Genomic DNA, 18,297 nt, shown 5'->3' with positions numbered 1-18,297 from the left:
AGGTCCCGCCCTGCCGCGTCCGGCGGTCACCGGCGGGCGCCGCCCGCCCCGGAGCGGAGGGGGGAACGGCCGCCGCCGTCGGCCTCCCGCCGTTCGCGTGCCCTTCGCGGCGCCGCGACGCGGTGATGCCGCGGGAGGAGCGCGTTCAGTCCGTCCGGCGCGCGGCCAGGTCCAGCCAGTGCTCCACGTCGGCCGGGGTGTGGTGGCGGATGGACCAGTCGACCATCCGCAGACTCATGTGCGCCCAGGCCGGCCGCAGCACCGTCTCGGGCAGCGCGTCGAGCACCTCGTCCAGCCGGTCCTCCACCCCCGGGCCCGTCCCCTCGACATGCACGCCGAACCGCAGGGTGACCAGGTCGAACCCGTGGTGGCCGCGTCCGGCGCCGTCCCAGTCGATGACGCCGGTGAGGGTGCCGTCCACCGCCAGCATGTTGCCCGGGTGGTAGTCCAGGTGGACGGCGTCCTCGCCCTCCATCGCCGGCGGGTGCGCGGCGCCGACGGCGGTGACCCAGCGCTCCAGCGCGGCGGCGCGGGCGCCGTGCCGGCGCAGCGGCTCGTGCAGGCAGAAGCCGGGACCGTCCTCGCGCAGATACAGCGCGATCGCCGGGATGTCGGGGCGGTCGGCCAGCCGCCCGGCGAACGCCCGGTTGAGGGCCAGTGCCTGTTCGAGGCCGTGCGCGTCCAGACGGTCCAGCGTGCTGCCCGGCAGCAGCTCCTGGACCGTGACGACGGCGTGGTCGACCTGCTCGACCAGCTCGGTGGCCGGCACGGGGCAGCCGGCGGCCCGCAGCGCCTCGGAGACGGCGATCGGGCCGTCCACCAGGTCGGCGACGCGGGCGCGCGGGCGCCACTTCAGCACGGAGCGGCGGCCGTCGGGCCACCGCACGTAGGCCGCGCCCACCTGCCCGCCGGGGCAGGGGCCCTCCACGGTCAGTCGGACGCCGGTCCGCTCGTGGAGGGCCTCGGCCATCCGGTCGGCGTCGAGGCGTTCGGCGCGGGCCCAGCGGCGGGCGGGTTGCGGTGAGGGGGAGGAGCGCATCGGAGGATTATGGCGCGGCCCGGCGCCTGTTCTCACGGGGGCGGGTGCCCGGGGCGGCGGGCGATCGCGTCCCCTACCGCCCCGCCGGTCGCGGTGCGGACGGCCCGGGCGAGGTGGGCCGGGGTGTCGAGGCGCCGGAGTGGGTCGCCGCCGGCCAGCAGCGCGACGGCGACGTGCTCGTTGTGCACCCGCAGCGCCGCGGCCGCCGCGGCGGCGTGTGGCCGCACCCGCCGGTCGTCGGCCGCGAGCCCGAGGCGTTCGGCGATGACCGGCCGCAGCTCCCGCTCGATCCGGTCGCAGGCCATCAGCCACGCGGTGCGCAGGGCGGGCTCCCGTTCACCGAGGACCACCAGGCGCATGGCCAGCCGGTCGTCGTCCGCGAGGGCGTCGGCGCCGGCCTCGCGGACGTGCCCGGTCCGTTCGGCCGCGGCGTGCTCCTCCAGGGAGAGGTGCGGGGGCCAGGCGCGGAGGAGGGTCACCCCCCGCTCGACGCCGCGGGCGACGATGGGCTCGGCGCAGCTCTCCTTGGTGCGGAAGTGGCGCCAGATGGTGCGGGTGGACAGGCCGACGGCCTCGGCGATCTGGTCGCCGCTGGTGGCCTCGACGCCCTGCCGCCAGAAGAGCCGGGAAGCCTCCCGCGAGATCTCCAGCCGAAGGCGGCGCCGCCGCACCTCGCTCATCGCGCCGCCGCGGCGTCTGGTCGTCGTCATCTCGGGCTCCGGTTCCGTCGAGCGCGATACATTAAGTGGCATTATGGCAGTTAGTGACGAACAGGGCCAGGGTGAGGCGCTCGGGCCCCCCACGCGGCCTCCCGCGTCCCCCGAAGTGATCGCGCCCCAACGCGCCCCGGTGTCGGGGGAGTTGGCGAAGCGGGTCAACGGGCCACGTTTCAGAGCGATTTGCGCGGTTACCCGAGCGTCATGACTGCGAAGAGCGAAGCCAGGAAGAACCGCACGGACGACAACCGCACCAAGGCCGGCACCCGGCTGGCAGTCGCCAAGGAGGAGGCCGAGCAGGCCGCGGCGCACGCGAAGGGGGCCGAGGAGTCCGCCGGGGAGACGGCGCGCGCGGCGGGCGAGACCGCCGGCCGAGCCGGCCGCGCGGCCGCCGCCGGACTGGCCGGCGGCCGGCAGGCCGTCACCTCCGCCGCGCACCACGCGGCCTCCGGCGCGACCAGCGCCTGGACCACGGCCCGGCACCACAAGGGCGTCTCCGCCGGCACCGCCGTGGGCGCCGTCTGCCTGGCCGCCGGCGCCTTCGCCCTGGGCCGCCGCTCGTTCCGGAGCAACGCCGGCCCGCTGACCCGGCTGACCGACGGCCGGATCTGACGCACGCCGACGCCGGGAGCCGGTTTCGGCCGTCGGGGACGGGAAACCCGGCCGCGATGGAACGGACCCTGGTGACCGGTTGGTTCAGTCTCCTCCACGGCGAGGCGACCGCCGGCGACATCCTGGCCCTGCACCGGGTCCAGGCCGTGCTCGACCGGGCGGGCCAGCCCCACGACGTCGCCTGGAGCCCCGGCTTCCGGCCCGGCGCGCTCTCCCTCGCGGACGCCGACCCGGCCGCCTACACCCGGCTGGTCTTCGTCTGCGGGCCGCTCCACGGCCAGGACATCGCCTGGCTGCACGAGCGGTTCGGCCACTGCCTGCGGGTGGCCGTCGGCACCTCGGTGCTCGATCCGCGGGACCCGGCCGTCGCCGGCTTCCACCGGATCCTCGCCCGCGACGGCGCCGGCCCGCCCACCGAGGACCTCGCGGCCCGCGCGCCCGCGCGCCCCGCCGTCCCCGTGGCCGGGCTGCTGCTCACCGGAGGCCAGCACGAGTACGGCGCGCGCCGGCTGCACGGCCGGGTCGCGGAGACCGTCACGGGCTGGCTCAACGACACGCGCTGCGCGCCCGTGCCGTTCGACACGCGGCTCGACGCGCGCGACGGCACGCTCCCCGGCACGCCGGACGAACTGCTGTCCCTGCTGGAGCGCCTCGACGTCGTCGTCACCGACCGTCTGCACGGGCTGGTGCTGGCGCTGCGCGTCGGCGTCCCGGCCGTGGCGATCGACCCGGTGAGCGCCGGTGCCAAGATGACAGCCCAGGCCAGGGCCCTGCGCTGGCCCGCGGTGATCCCCGGCGAGCGGCTGGACGAGGAACGGCTGGGGCACTGGTGGACGTGGGCCCTCGGCCCCGGGGCCCGCCTGGCGCGAAGGCGCGCCCGGGAACTCACCGCCGGCCACGACCCGGCGGACGCGCTGCCCGCCGTCCTCGCGCGTGCCCCGGCCGGTGGCGCTCAGCCGGCGGCCGGGGCCGGGCCCAGCACCCGGTCCAGATAGGGGTTGGCGAAGACCCCGCCGGGGTCGAGCCGGTCCCGGACGGCCAGGAAGTCGTCGAGCCGCGGATAGCGCCCGCGCAGCGCCGCCGCGTCCAGCCAGTGCAGCTTGCCCCAGTGCGGGCGACCGCCCACCGCGTCGGCGATCGCCGCCACGGCGCGGAAGTACCGCTCGTGCGGCAGCCGGTGGTACTGGTGCACCGCCACATAGGCGCTCTCCCGCCGGTAGGCGGTGGAGAGCCACACGTCGTCGGCCGGCGCGAACCGCACCTCGACGGGGAAGGCGACCCGTTCGCCGCTCCCCGCCACCCAGCGGTGGACCGCCCGCACCACCTCGGCCACCGACTCCCTCGGCACCGCGTACTCCATCTCGCGGAAGACCACCCGCCGCGCCGAGGTGAAGACCCGGTGCGAGGCGTGGCTGTAGGTCCTGGCCGCGAGGGCGCGGCTGCTGAGCGCGTTGAGCCGGGGGATCGCCCCCGGCACCGCCGTGCCCAGCCGGCTGACGCCCTCCAGCAGGGTGTTGGAGAGGAACTCGTCGTCGAACCAGGCGCGTGCCCGCCCCAGCGGGCACGGCCGCTCGCCGGGAGGCAGCCGGTTGTTGCGCTTGGTGAGCGCGCGGTCGGTGTGCGGGAACCAGTAAAACTCGAAGTGCTCGTTGGCGGCGAGCAGCGCGTCGAGGCCGTCCAGCACCTCGGGCAGCCCCATCGGCCCCTCGTGGGCGCGCAGCGCGAAGGCCGGCTCGCACTGGAGCGTGACGGTGGCGAGCACGCCCAGCGCCCCCAGCCCGACGCGGGCGGCGGCGAACAGCTCGGGCCGCTCCCCGGCCGAGCAGCGCACCAGCGAGCCGTCCGCCAGCACCAGTTCCAGCGCCCGCACCTGCGCGGCCAGCCCGCCGGAGCGGGCCCCGGTGCCGTGGGTGCCGGTGGAGAGGGCGCCGGAGAGGGTCTGCCGGTCGATGTCGCCGAGATTGGTCATCGCCAGACCGTGCGCGGCCAGCACCGCGTTCAGCCGGTGCAGCGGGATGCCCGCCTCGACGGTGACCAGCCCGGAGCGCCGGTCGATCCGCAGCGGCGCGTCCAGCGCGTCCATCCGCACCAGCACGCCATCCGCGACCGCGATCCCGGTGAACGAGTGGCCGCTGCCGACGGCCTTCACCCGCAGCCCCTCGGCCACCGCCCGCCGCACGACCTCGCGCAACTCCTCGACCGTGCGCGGCCGTTCGACCCGCACCGGGCGCGCGCTCGCGGTGCGGGACCAGTTCCGCCAGTCGGCCTCGGTGGTAGCGACGCCCATCCGCCGTCCCCTCTCCTCGCGCCGTCCGCGCCCGTGCGGACCCCGGGAGGTGGTGCGCGTGTTTCCGTGCCCCGCGCGGGGGTTGCCCCGCGCGGCGGCGCCGCTACGGTGGTCCACACCCGGCCGACCGGGTTCGGACGGCCGCACGGACGAGACTGGGGGTCAGGGTGAGCGCACCCGTCACTATGCCGCAGCAGGCCGCGGACGGCGAGACCCGTGCACGCCTGGAACGCGCCACGGCCGCCCTGGACCCGCCGTTCGCCGTGGTCGACCTCGACGCCTACGACGCCAACGCCGACGACCTCGCGCGCCGGGCGCTCGGCAAGCCGATCCGGGTGGCCAGCAAGTCGCTGCGCTGCCGGGAGCTGACCCGGCGGGTGCTGGCGCGGCGCGGCTTCGCCGGCGTGCTGGCGTTCACCCTGCCGGAGGCCCTGTGGCTGGCGACGGACGAGGACGCCCCGGACGGGGCCGGCGTCGCGGGCGTCGAGGACGTGGTGGTGGGCTACCCGACGGCCGACCGCGCCGCGCTGCGCCGGCTGGCGGCCGACGAGCGGCTGGCGCGACGCGTGACGCTGATGGTCGACTCCGTCGACCACCTGGACTTCGTCCGGGAGACCGCACGGCCCTCCGCCGACCGCCCGGTCCGGGTCTGCCTCGAACTCGACGCCTCGCTGCGGCTGTTCGGCGACCGGCTGCACATCGGCGCCCGCCGCTCTCCCGTCCGCACGCCGCGGGGCGCGCTGGCGCTGGCCCGCGCCGTGGCCGACCGGCCGGAGTTCCGGCTGGTGGGCATGATGTCCTACGAGTCGCAGACCGCGGGCGTCGGCGACGCCCCGGCCGGCTCGCCGCTGCGCGGCCTGGCCGTGCGGGCGATGCAGCGCGCCTCCGTCGCCGAGCTGGCCGAACGCAGGGCCGCCGCGGTCGCCGCCGTGCGGTCCCTCGCCGACCTGGAGTTCGTCAACGGCGGCGGCACCGGCAGCGTCGAGCGCACCGCGGCCGAGCCCGCCGTCACCGAGGTGGCCGCCGGGTCCGGCCTCTACGGGCCGCTGCTCTTCGACGGCTACCGCGCGTTCCGACCGCGCCCGGCGGCCTGGTTCGCGCTGCCCGTGGTGCGCCGCCCCGCGCCCGGGGTGGCCACGGTGCTCGGCGGCGGCTGGATCGCCTCGGGACCGCCGGGCGCCGACCGGCAGCCCCGGCCGGTCTTCCCGCCGGGGCTGCGCTACCGCGGGATGGAGGGCGCGGGAGAGGTGCAGTCCCCGCTGCTGGGGCCCGCCGCCGACCGGCTGCGCGTCGGGGACCGGGTGTGGTTCCGCCACGCCAAGGCGGGCGAACTCGCCGAGCGCGTCGACTCCTTCCACCTGGTCGCGGGCGACCGGATCGACGGCGAGGCACCCACCTACCGGGGCGAGGGGCACGCGTTCCTGTGAACGCCGCGCGGGGCGCGCCGGCCGCACCGGCCCGCGCGCCCCGCCCCGCCGGTCAGCCGGTCACCTCCCCGGCCGGCTCCTCGACGCTCTCGCGCAGCAGCGCCACGTACTCCTCCGTCCACGTCCGGACGGTCTCCCGGTCCCACAGGTCGGCCGAGTACTCCACGACGCCGCCGAGTTCGCCGCCGGCCGGGTCGAGCACCATGATGAACTCCGCGCGCGAGGCGTCCGGCGCGACGTCCTCCACCGTGGCGGTCAGCCCCGGCAGGTCCATCCCGGTGTCCAGCGAACTCTCGTACGCCAGGCCGAGGGCCAGCGCGTCCGGCATCGGCACGCCCGTGCGCTCCCGCATCGCCGGGGCCACCCGGCGCGCCGGCATCGCCTGCTCCATGCCGCGCACGACGGAGCCGGCGACCCGGTCGACGAGCGCCGCGAACGAGCCGCCGTCGCCGTCGCGGACCCGCAGCGTGAAGCCGGTGGCCGTGCAGCCGACCAACGACTCGAACGCGCGGCTCTCCCGCCCGGCGTAGGAGATGTTCAGCAGCACGTCGGGCCGTTCCGCCTTGCCGCCGAGCAGCCGGCCGAGCGCGGCGGCCGTCACCACGAACGGCGTGGTGCCGCGCCGCGCGGCCCACCGTTCCACCGCCTTCCACACGTCGGCCGGCACGGTGAACGGCACCACGCCGCCCGCGCCGCTCAGCGTCTCCGGCCGGGGCCGGTCCAGCGGCAGTCCGGCGCGGAACGGCGCGTCCGCCAACTCCTCCAGCCAGTACGCGAGCCGCCGTTCGCCGGTGGTCCTGAACAGCTCCGCCTGCCACCGCGCGTACTCCAACTGCTGCGGCGGCTCGGGCGACAGGCCGTCGTCGGCCCCGGTCAGCGCCGCCCGGTAGAGCGCCGCCACCTCCTTGAGCAGCACGGTGACCGCCCACCCGTCGCAGGTGCAGTGGTGCAGCACCAGCACCAGCGTCCAGGCGTCCGCGCCGGCCCGCACCAGCCGGTGCGCCAGCACGTCGCCGGTGTACGGGTCGAGCGGGGTCTCCGCCGCGCGCCTCGCGATCTCACCGACCAGCGCCTCGCGTTCCGCCTCGGGGCGGTCGGTGAGGTCGTCGACCGGCAGCGCCACCGGGACCGGCTCCAGCACCTCCTGGCGCCAGCCGCCGTCCGCCTCCCGCACCAGCCGGGTGCGCAGCGACTCGTGGCGCTCCGCCACCGTCCGCAGCGCGGAGGCCAGGGCCTCCTCGTCCAACGTGCCGGAGAGGTCGATCCGCAGCGCCACGTTGTAGACCTGCGGCCTGGCGTGCTCCGCGTGGCGGGTGGCGAACCTGGCCTGCTGCTCGGTGGCCGGCCCCGCGCGCACCACCCGGCGCCCGGGCGCGGCCGCCGCGCCCCCGCCGGGGTCCGCGCCGCCGGGGTCCGCGCCGCCGTCCGCGCCGCCGTCGAGGAACGTCTCGACCGCCCGCAGCGTCGGCTCCTCGTAGAGCCGGGACAGCGGGTACTCCACGCCCCACTCCTCGCGGAAGCGGTTGACCAGCCGCATCGCGGTCAGCGAGTGGCCGCCCAGGTCGAAGAGCGAGACCTCGGGGTCGACCGCCTCCGGCGCCAGATCGAACTCGGCGCCCCAGATCTCCCGCAGCCGCCCGCCCCGCGCGGGTGACGGCGGCCCGGGAACCCGCTCCGGCGCGGGCGGTCCGCCCACGCCGAGCCGCAGCCCGGCCGGCGGGAGTTGCCCCCGGTCCAGCTTGCCGTTGGCCGACAGCGGCAGCGCGGCCAGCACGTTCCAGGCGCGCGGCACCATGTACTCCGGGAGCCGGTCGGCCAGTTCGCGCGCCAGCCGGCCGGCGAGGGCGCGGTGCCCGTCGGCCCCGCCCTCCACCGGCGCCACCGGCACCACATGGGCGTCCAGCACGGTCTCGCCGTTGTCCCTGACCCGGCCCACGACGGCGGCCCGCCGCACGCCGGCCAGCCGGCCGAGCACCCGCGCCACCTCCTCCGGCTCCACCCGGAAACCGCGGATCTTCACCTGGTCGTCGGCGCGGCCCACGAACGACAGCCGCCCCGCGGGGGTCCAGCGCACCAGGTCCCCGGTCCGGTAGTGGCGCGGTGCCGGCTCCTCCCGGAAGCGCTCCCCGGTCAGGTCGGGCCGGTGCAGATAGCCGTCGGCCACCCCGGGGCCCGACACCAGCAGCTCGCCGACCGCGCCGACCGGCACCGGCCTGCCCGCGTCGTCGACCACCCGCAGCCGGACGTTGTCGACCGGCCGGCCGATCGGGATCGGCCCGGTGTCCGCGCCGTCCGTCGGCGGGGCCACGGTCTCGGCGACGCACAGCACCGTGGTCTCCGTCGGGCCGTAGACGTTCACCGCCTCGTACCGGGCCTCGGCCCGGGGCCGTACCCGCAGCTGCTCGCCGCCCAACAGCAGGTGCCGCAGGGGCGGTTGGTCGCCGGCCGGCAGCCGCATCAACTGCTCGCCGAGGGCCGTGGGCAGGATGCTGAACGCGACGCGCCGCTCCGCGTACCAGCGGGCCAGCGCCGGCGGGTCGGTGCGGACGGCCTCGTCGGCCACCACCACCGTCCCGCCCGCCGTCAGCGCGGGCCAGACCTCAAGCAGCAGGGCGTCGAAACTCTGCCCGCACACCGCCGCCGACCGGTCCTCGCCGGTGAACCCGAAGCGCGCGTGGTGCCACCCGCACAGATCCACCAGGCCCCGGTGGGTGAGCACCACGCCCTTGGGCACGCCGGTGCTGCCCGAGGTGTAGAGGACACAGGCCGGTGACGCGCCGTCGCCCGGCGCGGACGCGGGCCGCGTGCCGCCCTCGGGGGCGGCGGCGTCCGGCGCCACCACGGCCACCGGCCCCGGCGGCCGCAGCGGCGGCACCCCCGCTCCCGCGCTCACCACCGCGTACGCCCGGCTCTCGGCGACCACGTCGGTGGCGCGCGCCGTGCCGAGCGAGGGGTCGAGCGGCAGATAGGCGCCGCCGGTCTTCCACACCGCGAGCTGCGCCACCACCAGGTCGACCGAGCGCGGCAGCCACACCGCCACCACCCCGCCTGACCCGTCGCCGGGCGCGAGGGCGCGCAGCGCGCCGGCCAGCCGCTCGGCGCGTGCCTCCAACTCCCCGTAGCTCAGCACGGTCTCGCCCGCCACCACCGCGGGATGATCGGGGCGTTCCGCCGCGCGCCGCGCCACCCAGGCGTGGACCGTGGTCTCCTCGACGGGCCGCACCGGGCCGCGTTCCCACTCCTCGGGCACCGGGTCGCCCTCGGCAGCCGGCGGCGCCAGCCGCGACAGCGGCGCCCGGGGCTCGGCGGTCGCGGCGGCGAGCACGTCACGGAAGACGGCGAAGAAGCCGTCGACGGTCTCCGCGTCGAACAGGTCGGCGTTGTACTCCAGATGGCAGCGCACGCCCTCGGGCCCGTCGGTGAAGTACACCGTCAGATCGGTCAGCGCCTTGTCCGGGCCCGCGTCCAACGGGACGGCCTCGACGTCCGGCAGGTCGAAGCGGAACGGCTCCGCCGACTGGAACTCCGCGCACACCTGGAAGACCGGCGTCCGGTCCGTCCCGCGCGGCGGCGCCAGCTCCCGCACCACCCGCTCGAACGGCGTCCCCGCGTGGTCGTAGGCGTCGAGCGCCACGCCCCGCACCCGGTCCAGCAGCGTCTCGAACCCCGGATCGCCCGTCAGGTCCACCCGGACCGCCAGGGTGTTGACGAAGAAGCCGACCAACTCCTCGGCCCCCCGTGGGCGTTCCGAGACCGGAACGCCCACGACCACGTCCTCCTGCCCGGTGACCCGGCGCAGCATCGCGGCCCAGCCCGCCAGCAGCGTCATGAAGAGCGTGGCCCGCCGGGAGGCCCCCAACGCCCGTACGCGGCCCGTGAGTTCCGGGCCCAACGAGTGGAAGACCGCACGGCCCTCCGAGGTCATCCGCTCCGGCCTCGGACGGTCCGTCGGCAGCTCCAGCACGGGCAGCCCACCGCCGAGGGCCCGCAGCCAGTACGCCAGGTCGCGCGCCGCCTCAGGCCCGTCCTGGGCCGCCCGCGCCCGGCGCGCGTGGTCGGCGTAACGCCGCCCCAGCGCCGGCAGCCCGGCCGGCGTCCCGTCGCGCTCCGCCCGGTAGAAGGCGGAGAGGTCCCGGCTCAGCACGGTCGCCGACGCCGCGTCCACGACGATGTGGTGGAACGACAGCACCAGCACGTGCTCGTCCGCCGCCGTGCGCACCAGCCGGCTGACGAACAGCGGCCCGCGCTCCAGGTCGAAACGGCGGGAGCTCTCCGCCGCCAGCGCCTCCCGGACGGCCGCCTCGGGCCGTGCGGTGCCGTCCACCACCTCGAAGTCCGGCGCCGGCACGGCCCGCACCCGCTGCACCGCGGACTCGCCCGCCGGCCGGAAGACGGTGCGCAGCATCTCGTGGCGCTCCACCAGCCGGCGCAGCGCCACATGGAGCGCGCCGGTGTCCAACGGGCCGCTCAGCCGGATCGCCTTCACCTCGTTGTAGGCGGTGCGCCCCGGCAACAGCCGCTCCAGGAACCAGATCCGCTCCTGCCCCGGCGACAGCGGCGCGTCCGCCTCGGGCGCGGGACGCTCCCGGTGGCGGCGGCGCAGCGCGTCCAACCGGGGGAGTCCGGCGCGCAGGAGCGCGTCCGCGACGCCGAAGTCCACCAGCGCCACGATCTCGTCGGCGCCCGCGTCGGCGACGGCCTCGGCGACCGGCAGCACCGACTCGACGTCGCCGATCAGCGCCCGCTGGTCGCAGTAGCGGCCGTAGGCCCGGCGGAAGACGACGTCCAGGTCGTCCTCGCTCAGCGACCGCAGATCGGCGTGGAGGCCCAGGCTGTTGGTGACGCCGCTGAAGAGCGCGAGCGAGGCGCGCATGTAGCGCGCCATCGGTTCGAACGCCTCGGCGCGCGCCGTCTCGTGGTCCTCGCCGATGTAGGTGTGCAGCAGCACCGCCACCCGCCCGGCCTCCGGGTCCAGGCCGTGTTCGGCCCTGGCGGCGCGGTAACGGGCGATGTTCTCCCGCAGCTGGGCCACGTCCTGCGTCATCAGGTTGGTGACGATGCCCAGGTCGTGCCGGGCGGCCAGCTCGTAGGACTCGGGGTTGGCCACCACGGCCGTGTAGCACGGCGGCATCTCCTGCACCGGGCGCGGGAAGAGGCGGATCTCGCGCTCCCCGTCGCCGGTGGCGCGGCGCAGCGCGTCGCCGCGCCACAGCGTCCGCACCTGCTCGAGACGCTCGTACATCTCCTGCTTGTGCCGGCCGAAGCGCTCGGGGAAGAAGACGAAGTCGTCGGCGTTCCAGCCGCTGGCGACACCGAGGCCGATCCGCCCGCCCGAGAGGTTGTCCGCCATGGACCACTCCTCCGCCACCCGGATCGGGTCGTGCAGCGGGAGCACCACGGAGCCCGCGTTGAGCCGCACCCGTTCGGTCTCCCGGGAGAGCGCGGCGGCCAGCACGGCGGGGTTGGGGAAGAGACCGCCGAACGAGTGGAAGTGGCGTTCCGGCATCCACAGCGAGGAGAAGTCGTGCCGGTCGGCGAACCTGGCCGCCTCCATCAGCACCTCGTACCGGCCCCGGCCCTCCGCCGCGTTCTCCGTCTCGTCCTGCGGATAGTCGCCGAAGAAGTAGAGCCCGAAGTCGGCGCGCCGCCCGGGGGAGCCGGCGGGCCGCGCCGCCGGGGCGGGCGCGGGCGCGGGCGCGGGTGTCGGCGTGGGAGCGGGCGCGGGCCGCGTCGCCGGGGCGGGCGCGGTGGCGGCGGCCGGCGTCGTGGCGGGCACGTGGGTGCGCGGGCGGTCGGTGGGGAAGAAGCCGCCGGCGCGCAGCTCGCGCAGGGCGCCGCGCACCGCCTCGTCCACCCGCGCCACGTCCTCGTCGGTGTGGGCGGTGGAGAGGAAGAAGTTCCGCCACTCCCAGACGTGCACCCCGCGCAACATCAGGTGGTAGTAGAGGAGTTCCATGTCCGCGTGGTGCTCGAAGCGGAACTGCGAGCCGAACCACCGCACCCGCAGCGGGAACTCCTCCTCCTCGAAGAAGGCGTTGAGCCCGGTGGCCAGTTCCGCGGTGCGCGCGTTGAGCCGGCGCTGGAGTTCCGGGCCCTGCTCCCTGAGATGGGTGAGCACGGCACGGGCGGCCGTCATCGACACCGGGTGCTGGAGATAGGTGCCGCCGAAGAACGTGGTGTCGGCGGGCGGGACGCTGTCGTCGCCGTAGCTCCACCAGCCGCCGTCGACCCCGTCCATGATGTCCGCGCGGCCGGCGATCGCCCCGATGGGGAAGCCGCCGCCGAGCAGCTTGCCGTAGGTGGCCAGGTCCGGGGTGACCCCGTACAGCTCCTGCGCGCCGCGCGGCGCGGGGCGGAAGCCGGTCAGCATCTCGTCGAAGAGCAGCACGATGCCGTGGCGCGCGGTCAGCGCGCGCAGCCGGCGCACGAACTCGACGGGCTGGAGCGCCGGGTTGCGGCTCTGCACGGGCTCGACGACGACGGCGGCGATCCGCCCGGCGTCCCGTTCGATGGCCGCCAGCGCCTCCTCGCTGCCGTAGGTGAGCACGCTCAGCTCGGCGACCGCGCTGTCCGGGATGCCGCGCGAGACGGGGACGGTGCGGGCCGAGCCGTCCCGGCCGGCGACCCGGCCGAGCACCTGGTCGGCGTGGCCGTGGTAGGCGCCCTGGAAGGTGACGATCCGGTCCCTGCCGGTGGCGGCGCGGGCCAGCCGGATGGCGGCGGCGTTGGCCTCGGTGCCCGAGTTGGCGAACGCGACGCGCTCCAACCCGGTCAGCTCGGCGAGGAGTTCGGCTGTCTCCCCGGTCTCCGCGCTGCGCGGGCCGAGCCGGATGCCGCGGGAGAGATGGGCGTTAACGGCCTCCCGGACGAACTCCGGCTCGTGACCGAAGAGCAGCACCCCGAAGCCCATGGTGATGTCGGTGTAGACGTTGCCGTCGATGTCCTCGATCCGGGCCCCGGCGGCCCGCGCCGCCGCCACCGGGTACAGCATCTCCTTGGTCGAGCGGCGGAAGCCGACCACGGCCCGGCTGTCGGCGAGCCGTCGCCGGTGGCGCTGCGTCAGCCGCTTGGAGGCGGCGGTCCTGGCGGTGTAGCGGCGCACGAGGTCGTCCAGGTGCTCCTGCTGTGCGCGGGGGGCGCCCGCGCGGACCATCCCGCCGCCCTGGGCGACCTCCACGCGGGGGCCGTGCTCCCGGGGCGGCGCCCCGGTGCCGGCCTCGGGTCCCGTGTCGGCGACGGCGTTCATCTGCTCGGTGACCCGTCGCGCCAGCGCGGTCATGGCCGCCAGGTCCCGGTCGAGGTCGCGGATGCGACTGCCCTGGTCGTTCACCTGGACTCCCCGTCGTCCGTCCGGGGCGCGGCGTGGGGGGCGTTCGCCGCGTTCTGGAGGGTGAGCAGCTGGGTGAGCTGGGTCAGCATCTGGAGCTGGATCTGGGACATCTGCTGGACGCGCCGCGACAGCTCCTCCAGCTCGCGCCGCGTGACGAACTCGCCGTCCGCCGCCGGGGCGGCCGGCGCGGCGGCGGGCGCGGGCGGCGGCGGTGCGGGCACGCCCGGGGCCGGTACGTGCGGGGTCGGCACGGGTGGCGGCGCGGTGAAGGGCAGCGGCGGCAGCGGCGGGGGCGCCGCCGCGGTCGGGGGTGCGGCCGGCGGCGGCGGAACGGGCGCGGCGGCGGGCAGCCGGCCGGCGATGAGTTCGGCGAGCAGCCGCGGGGTGCCGGTCTCCTCGAACAGCTCGCGCATCGTCACCCGCACCCCGTGCTCCTGCTCGATCTCGCGCAGCACGTTGATCATCAGCAGGGAGTCGGCGCCCAGGTCGAAGAAGGTGGTGTCCACGGGCACCGAGGCGGGGTCCTCGCCGAGGCTGCGGGCGAGCACCGCCAGGATGCCCTCCAGTATCGGCCCGCCGGACGCCGCCGGGGCGGTCGGTCCGGGCGGCGCGGTCCTCGTGCTGTCCGTCGTCATCGTGCTTTCCTCTCTCGCCGGGGGCCGGGGCGCCGGCGGTGCGGGGGGCCTGGGCGGTGAGCCGATCCAGTGGGACCGGCGCTGGAAGCGGTAGCCGGGCAGCGGCACGCGCCGCCCCCCGCTACCGGCGAGGAACGCCTCCCAGCGGACGTCCGCCCCCGCGCAGTGCAGTGCGGCGGCCGCGCCGAAGAGCGCGCCGAGGCCGGCACCCCGACGCAGGGAGGGCACGGCCCGCACGCCCGCCCGGGCGTGGCGGGCCAGAGCGCTGAGCGTGGTGTGCGGCCCGATCTCCAGCAGCACCCCGGGGCCGGTGTCGGCGACGGCGCGCAGCGCCGCGTCGTAGCGGACCGGTTCGCGGGCGTGCCGCAGGAGATGGTCGTGGTCCGGCACCCAGCCGGGGGCGTGCGCAGATCCGTCGAGCGCGCTGACGAACGTCGTGCGCACCGGCGTGAACCGGGTCTTCTCCAGCACCGCGGCGAACGGCGCGAGCATCGGCTCGGTCAGGGCGGTGTGGAAGGCCCGGTCCACCGCGAGCCGTTCGTGCGGCACGTTCCGCTCACCGAGCCGGGCGCGCAGCGCGGCGATCCCCGCCACGGGGCCGGCCAGCACCTGGGAACGTTCCCCGTTGGAGACCGCCAGCTCGACCCCGGGGTGCCGGGCCGCCTCCGCCCGCGCCTCCCGACCGGTCAGCGACACCGCGACCATGGCCCCCGGCGGGCAGGCGTCACGGGTCAACCGCCCCCGGTGCGCCAGCAGCGCGAACCCGTCGGTGAGGGAGAGCGCTCCCGCGGCGTACAGCGCGGCGTACTCGCCGACGCTGTGCCCGGTGACCGCGTGCGGGGTGACCCCGGCCTCCTCCCACAGTCCCACCAGCGCGCACTGGAGCGCGAAGAGCGCCACCTGCGCGGTCGCCGCCGGCCAGGCCGGGTCCGCCGGGTCGCCCACGTCGGCGAGCAGCCGGGGCAGGAACGGTTCGCCGGTGATGCGCAGCTGCGCCTCCTCGCCGGCGTCCAGCACCTCCCGCACGACGGCGAACCGTTCGTACAGCTCGGTCGCCACCCCGGGCCGCAACGCCCCCTGCCCGGTGAACTGGAAGACGACCCGGGCGTCCTCCTCGCCCACCGGCTCGGGCGGCGCCTCGGCCAGCCCGGCGTCCAGCGCCTCGGCCAGCCCCGCCGTGGAGGCCCCGCGCACCGCGAGCCGGTGCCGCCCGTGGGCGCGGCCCACCGCCGCGGTGGTCACCACGTCGGCCAGCGGCAGTTCGGGGCGGGCGCGCAGGACGTCCCGCAGGGCGAGCGCGTTATCGACGAGCGCCTCCCGGCTGCTTCCCGACACCAGCAGCACGTCGGGCGCCGGCGCCGCGCCGGCGCGCGGCAGCGGCTCGGGCGCCTGCTCCAGAACCAGGTGCACGTTGGTGCCGCCGATCCCCAACGAGGTCAGCCCCGCCCGCCGGGGCGTGCCCGTCTCCGGCCAGGGCTCGGCGGAACGCGGCACGTAGAACGGGCTCGCGTCGAGCCCCAGCCGCGGGTTGGGCTCCGTGAACCCGGCGATCGGCGGGATCACCCCACGCTCCAGCACCAGCAGCGCCTTGACCAGGCCGGCCAGCCCCGAGGCCACGTCCAGGTGCCCGATGTTGGCCTTGACCGCGCCGAGGGCGCAGTAGCCGGTGCGGTCGGTGTGCTCCCGGTAGGCGGCGCCCGCGCCGGCCAGCTCGATCGGGTCGCCCTTGAGCGTGCCGGTGCCGTGCGACTCCAGATAGCCGATGGTCCCGGCGTCGACCCGGGCGTGCCGCAACGCGCGCCGGATCGCGTCCTGTTGCCCGCGCGCGCTGGGCGCGGCGTACGCCTTCTTGTCCGCGCCGTCGTTTCCGATGCCCCAGCCCCTGATCACGCCGTGGACGGTGTCGCCGTCCGCCAGCGCGCGGTCCAGCCGCTTCAGTACCACGGCGATCACGCCGGTGCCGCCGACCGTCCCGTCGGCGGCCGCGTCGAAGGAACGCAGCCGGCCGGTGGGGGAGAGGATCGAGCCCTTGACGTAGTGGTAGCCGAGCACCTGCGGGACATGGACGGCCACGGCGCCGGCCAGCGCGAGGTCGCAGTCGCCGACCAGCAGCGACTGGGCGGCCAACTGCACCCCGACCAGCGAACTGGAGCAGGCCGTCTGCACGTTGACGGCGGGGCCGGTGAGGTCCAGCCGGTGGGCGACGCGGGTGGCCTGGAAGTCCGTCGCGTTCCCCACCAGCACCTGGAGCCCGGCGAGCCAGTCGGCGATGTCCTCGTTCGGCAGCACGTTGTTGAGGAGGTAGGTCTGCAACTGGTAGAGGTGGAAGCCGGTGGAGGCGAAGACGCCGGTGCGGTTCCCGTCGCGTTCCCTCGGATAGCCGGCGTTCTCCAGCGCGTGCTGGGCGCACTCCAGGAACATGCGGTGCTGCGGGTCGGTGAGCGCGGCCTCGCGGGCGCTCATCCCGAAGTGACGCGCGTCGAACCCGTCGATGTCCTCCAGGACCGCCGAGGCGCCCACGAAGTCCTCGCGCCCGTACAGCGCCTCCGGCACGCCCGCCGCGCGCAGCTCCTCGTCGGTGAAGCGCGTGAACCGGTCCTCACCGTTGCGGATCACCCGCCACAGCTCCTCGGGGGTGTCCGCGCCCGGCAGCCGGAACGCCGTCCCGATGACCGCGATCCGCGGGTCCCACGTGTCGCCGTCCATCAGCCCTGCCCTTCCCGGACGGCGTCGCCGCCGCCCCGCCGCGAGGTCTCCTGTTCCGGCCGTTCCGACTCCCGTCCCGGTTCCGGTTCTCTCTCCGGTTCCGGTTCCGGTTCCGGTTCCGAGCCCGGGGCGGGGCCGGGGTCCGCCGCCGGCGGCCGTTCCCGGCGCGCGCGCACCACCAGCACCACCAGCAGCGCCAGGCACAGCACGATGGCCAGCCCGTGCAGCGAGGCGACCACGGTCAGCGGCGAGAACGCCTCCAGCAGCGAGCCGCTGACCAGCATCCCCAGCCCGAACCCGGCGTTCTCCGCCGAGGCGGAGAGCCCGAAGAGCCGGCCGCGCCGTTCGTCGGGGACGGACTGGAGCCGGGAGACGTAGACCACCTCGGAGACCCCGTCCGCCGCGCCCGCCACCAGCGCCACGGCGAGCGTGGGGACGGTCGGCAGCCCGCTGAAGACCACGATGAACGCGGCCGACATCACGCACGCGCTGAGCGCGAAGGCCCGCTCGCCCAGGGTGCGCCGGCCGCGCGCGGTGTAGCGGGTGAGCACCTGCTGGGCCGCGATCACGCCGACCGCCCAGGTCGCCCAGAACTGGCTGATGAACGTCGCGGGATGGTCGGGGTCCAGCAGGTCGGAGTAGACCGGCAGCGCCACGTTGTGCGAGGAGGAGCCGAGCCCGTCGACGGCCCGCAACGCGATCATGGCCATCAGCACCGGCGCGGTGGCCAGCAGCAGCCGCACCGACCAGCGCGCCGCGCCGTCCGGGTCCTCGGCGTCGCCCGCGTCGGCGGCCCGGGTGCGGATCGGCAGCGCCGCGAGGATCGAGGCGGAGATCAGGAAGGTGCTCACGCCGAAACCGAAGGCGGCCGTGTAGCCGAGCTGCGCGACCACGACGCCCGCCGAGGAGAAGCCCGCGATCATCGCGAACGAACGGCCGGTCACCAGCCAGCTGTTGGCGCGGGTGCGGTGCTCGGCGCCCACGATCTCCGGGACGCTGCTGCGCAGCGCCACCTGGGAGAGCGTCGCGCAACTGCCGGTCACCACGGCCAGCCCGTAGAGCAGCGTGATCCGGCCTGCCTCGGGCGTGAGCAGCAGCGCCAGCAGCGTCGCGGCCTGGCAGAGGTCGGCGAGGATGATGAGCCGTTTACGGTCGTACCTGCTGACGAGCCGTCCGGCTACGAAGCCCGCCGCCACGCTGACGACCAGTCGCACGGCCATGAAGAGCCCGGCGGCCAACGCGCTGTCGGTGACGTCGTAGACGAAGACGTTCAGCGCCACCATGTTGAGGTAACTGCCGTACGCGGATATGCCGTTACCCAGTACGAGCAGCCGGAAGTGCTTCACGCACACCCCTTCCCTGACCACGAGGGAAGCGTGCGTGCACCACCGCCGAGCTCTCCCCGCTCCCACGCCGGACCCTTCGCCCGACGCCCCCTCCGTACCGGTGCGTTCATCGGATCACATGAGTACCTGCCGACTCGGTCAAGCCTTGCCCGCGCGTGCGGGCCTTCACACCGGCGAAGCGCGGGCCGCTCACCCTTTC

At 76.2% G+C, this 18,297-nt stretch carries 9 protein-coding genes; 3 read left to right on the top strand and 6 right to left on the bottom strand.

Annotated elements, in window-relative coordinates; genetic code table 11:
- Nucleotides 1–145: 145 nt before the first annotated feature.
- Both CRP51_RS10045 and CRP51_RS10040 read right to left on the bottom strand, forming a co-directional pair.
- Nucleotides 146–1,039: a phosphotransferase gene (locus tag CRP51_RS10045; RefSeq protein ID WP_097230726.1), complete on the bottom strand. Its 894-nt coding sequence runs from the start codon at nt 1,037–1,039 to the stop codon at nt 146–148.
- Nucleotides 1,040–1,071: 32 nt separating this feature from the next.
- Entirely contained in the window at nt 1,072–1,749 is a 678-nt protein-coding gene (locus CRP51_RS10040) for a TetR/AcrR family transcriptional regulator (RefSeq protein ID WP_170970505.1), read from the bottom strand.
- Nucleotides 1,750–1,959: 210 nt separating this feature from the next.
- Between CRP51_RS10040 and CRP51_RS28790 the strand changes: the two genes are divergently transcribed.
- Nucleotides 1,960–2,367: a hypothetical protein gene (locus CRP51_RS28790; protein WP_097230725.1), complete on the top strand. Its 408-nt coding sequence runs from the start codon at nt 1,960–1,962 to the stop codon at nt 2,365–2,367.
- A gap of 56 nt (nt 2,368–2,423) precedes the next feature.
- Entirely contained in the window at nt 2,424–3,362 is a 939-nt protein-coding gene (locus CRP51_RS10030; protein WP_097230724.1) for a polysaccharide pyruvyl transferase family protein, read from the top strand.
- Here CRP51_RS10030 and CRP51_RS10025 read toward each other — a convergent pair.
- On the bottom strand, nt 3,320–4,654 hold the full coding sequence (locus CRP51_RS10025; RefSeq protein WP_097230723.1) for a D-arabinono-1,4-lactone oxidase: 1,335 nt from the start codon (nt 4,652–4,654) through the stop codon (nt 3,320–3,322). The genes CRP51_RS10030 and CRP51_RS10025 overlap by 43 nt on opposite strands.
- Before the next feature lie 185 nt (nt 4,655–4,839).
- On the opposite strand from CRP51_RS10025, the gene CRP51_RS10020 reads away from it, so the two are divergent.
- Nucleotides 4,840–6,081 (top strand): amino acid deaminase/aldolase, encoded by a 1,242-nt coding sequence (locus CRP51_RS10020; RefSeq protein WP_097230722.1) that lies wholly within the window; start codon nt 4,840–4,842, stop codon nt 6,079–6,081.
- Between the two features lie 52 nt (nt 6,082–6,133).
- On the opposite strand, the gene CRP51_RS10015 is transcribed toward CRP51_RS10020, so the two are convergent.
- Genes CRP51_RS10015 through CRP51_RS10005 form a run of 3 tightly spaced genes read right to left on the bottom strand, consistent with a single transcriptional unit; the run spans nt 6,134 to nt 18,098 of the window.
- Entirely contained in the window at nt 6,134–13,411 is a 7,278-nt protein-coding gene (locus tag CRP51_RS10015) for a non-ribosomal peptide synthetase (RefSeq protein WP_245880485.1), read from the bottom strand.
- Complete coding sequence (locus tag CRP51_RS10010) at nt 13,408–16,752, bottom strand: type I polyketide synthase (protein ID WP_097230721.1); 3,345 nt, start codon at nt 16,750–16,752, stop codon at nt 13,408–13,410. The genes CRP51_RS10015 and CRP51_RS10010 overlap by 4 nt, the downstream gene beginning before the upstream one ends.
- A complete protein-coding gene (locus CRP51_RS10005; RefSeq protein ID WP_097230720.1) occupies nt 16,752–18,098 on the bottom strand; it encodes an MFS transporter in 1,347 nt (448 codons plus the stop codon). The genes CRP51_RS10010 and CRP51_RS10005 overlap by 1 nt, the downstream gene beginning before the upstream one ends.
- Nucleotides 18,099–18,297 lie beyond the last annotated feature (199 nt).

Source organism: Streptomyces zhaozhouensis (assembly GCF_900230195.1).
GTDB lineage: Bacteria > Actinomycetota > Actinomycetes > Streptomycetales > Streptomycetaceae > Streptomyces > Streptomyces zhaozhouensis.
Note: the sequence above shows the minus strand (reverse complement) of the source record. Positions and strands in the feature narration are given on the sequence as shown.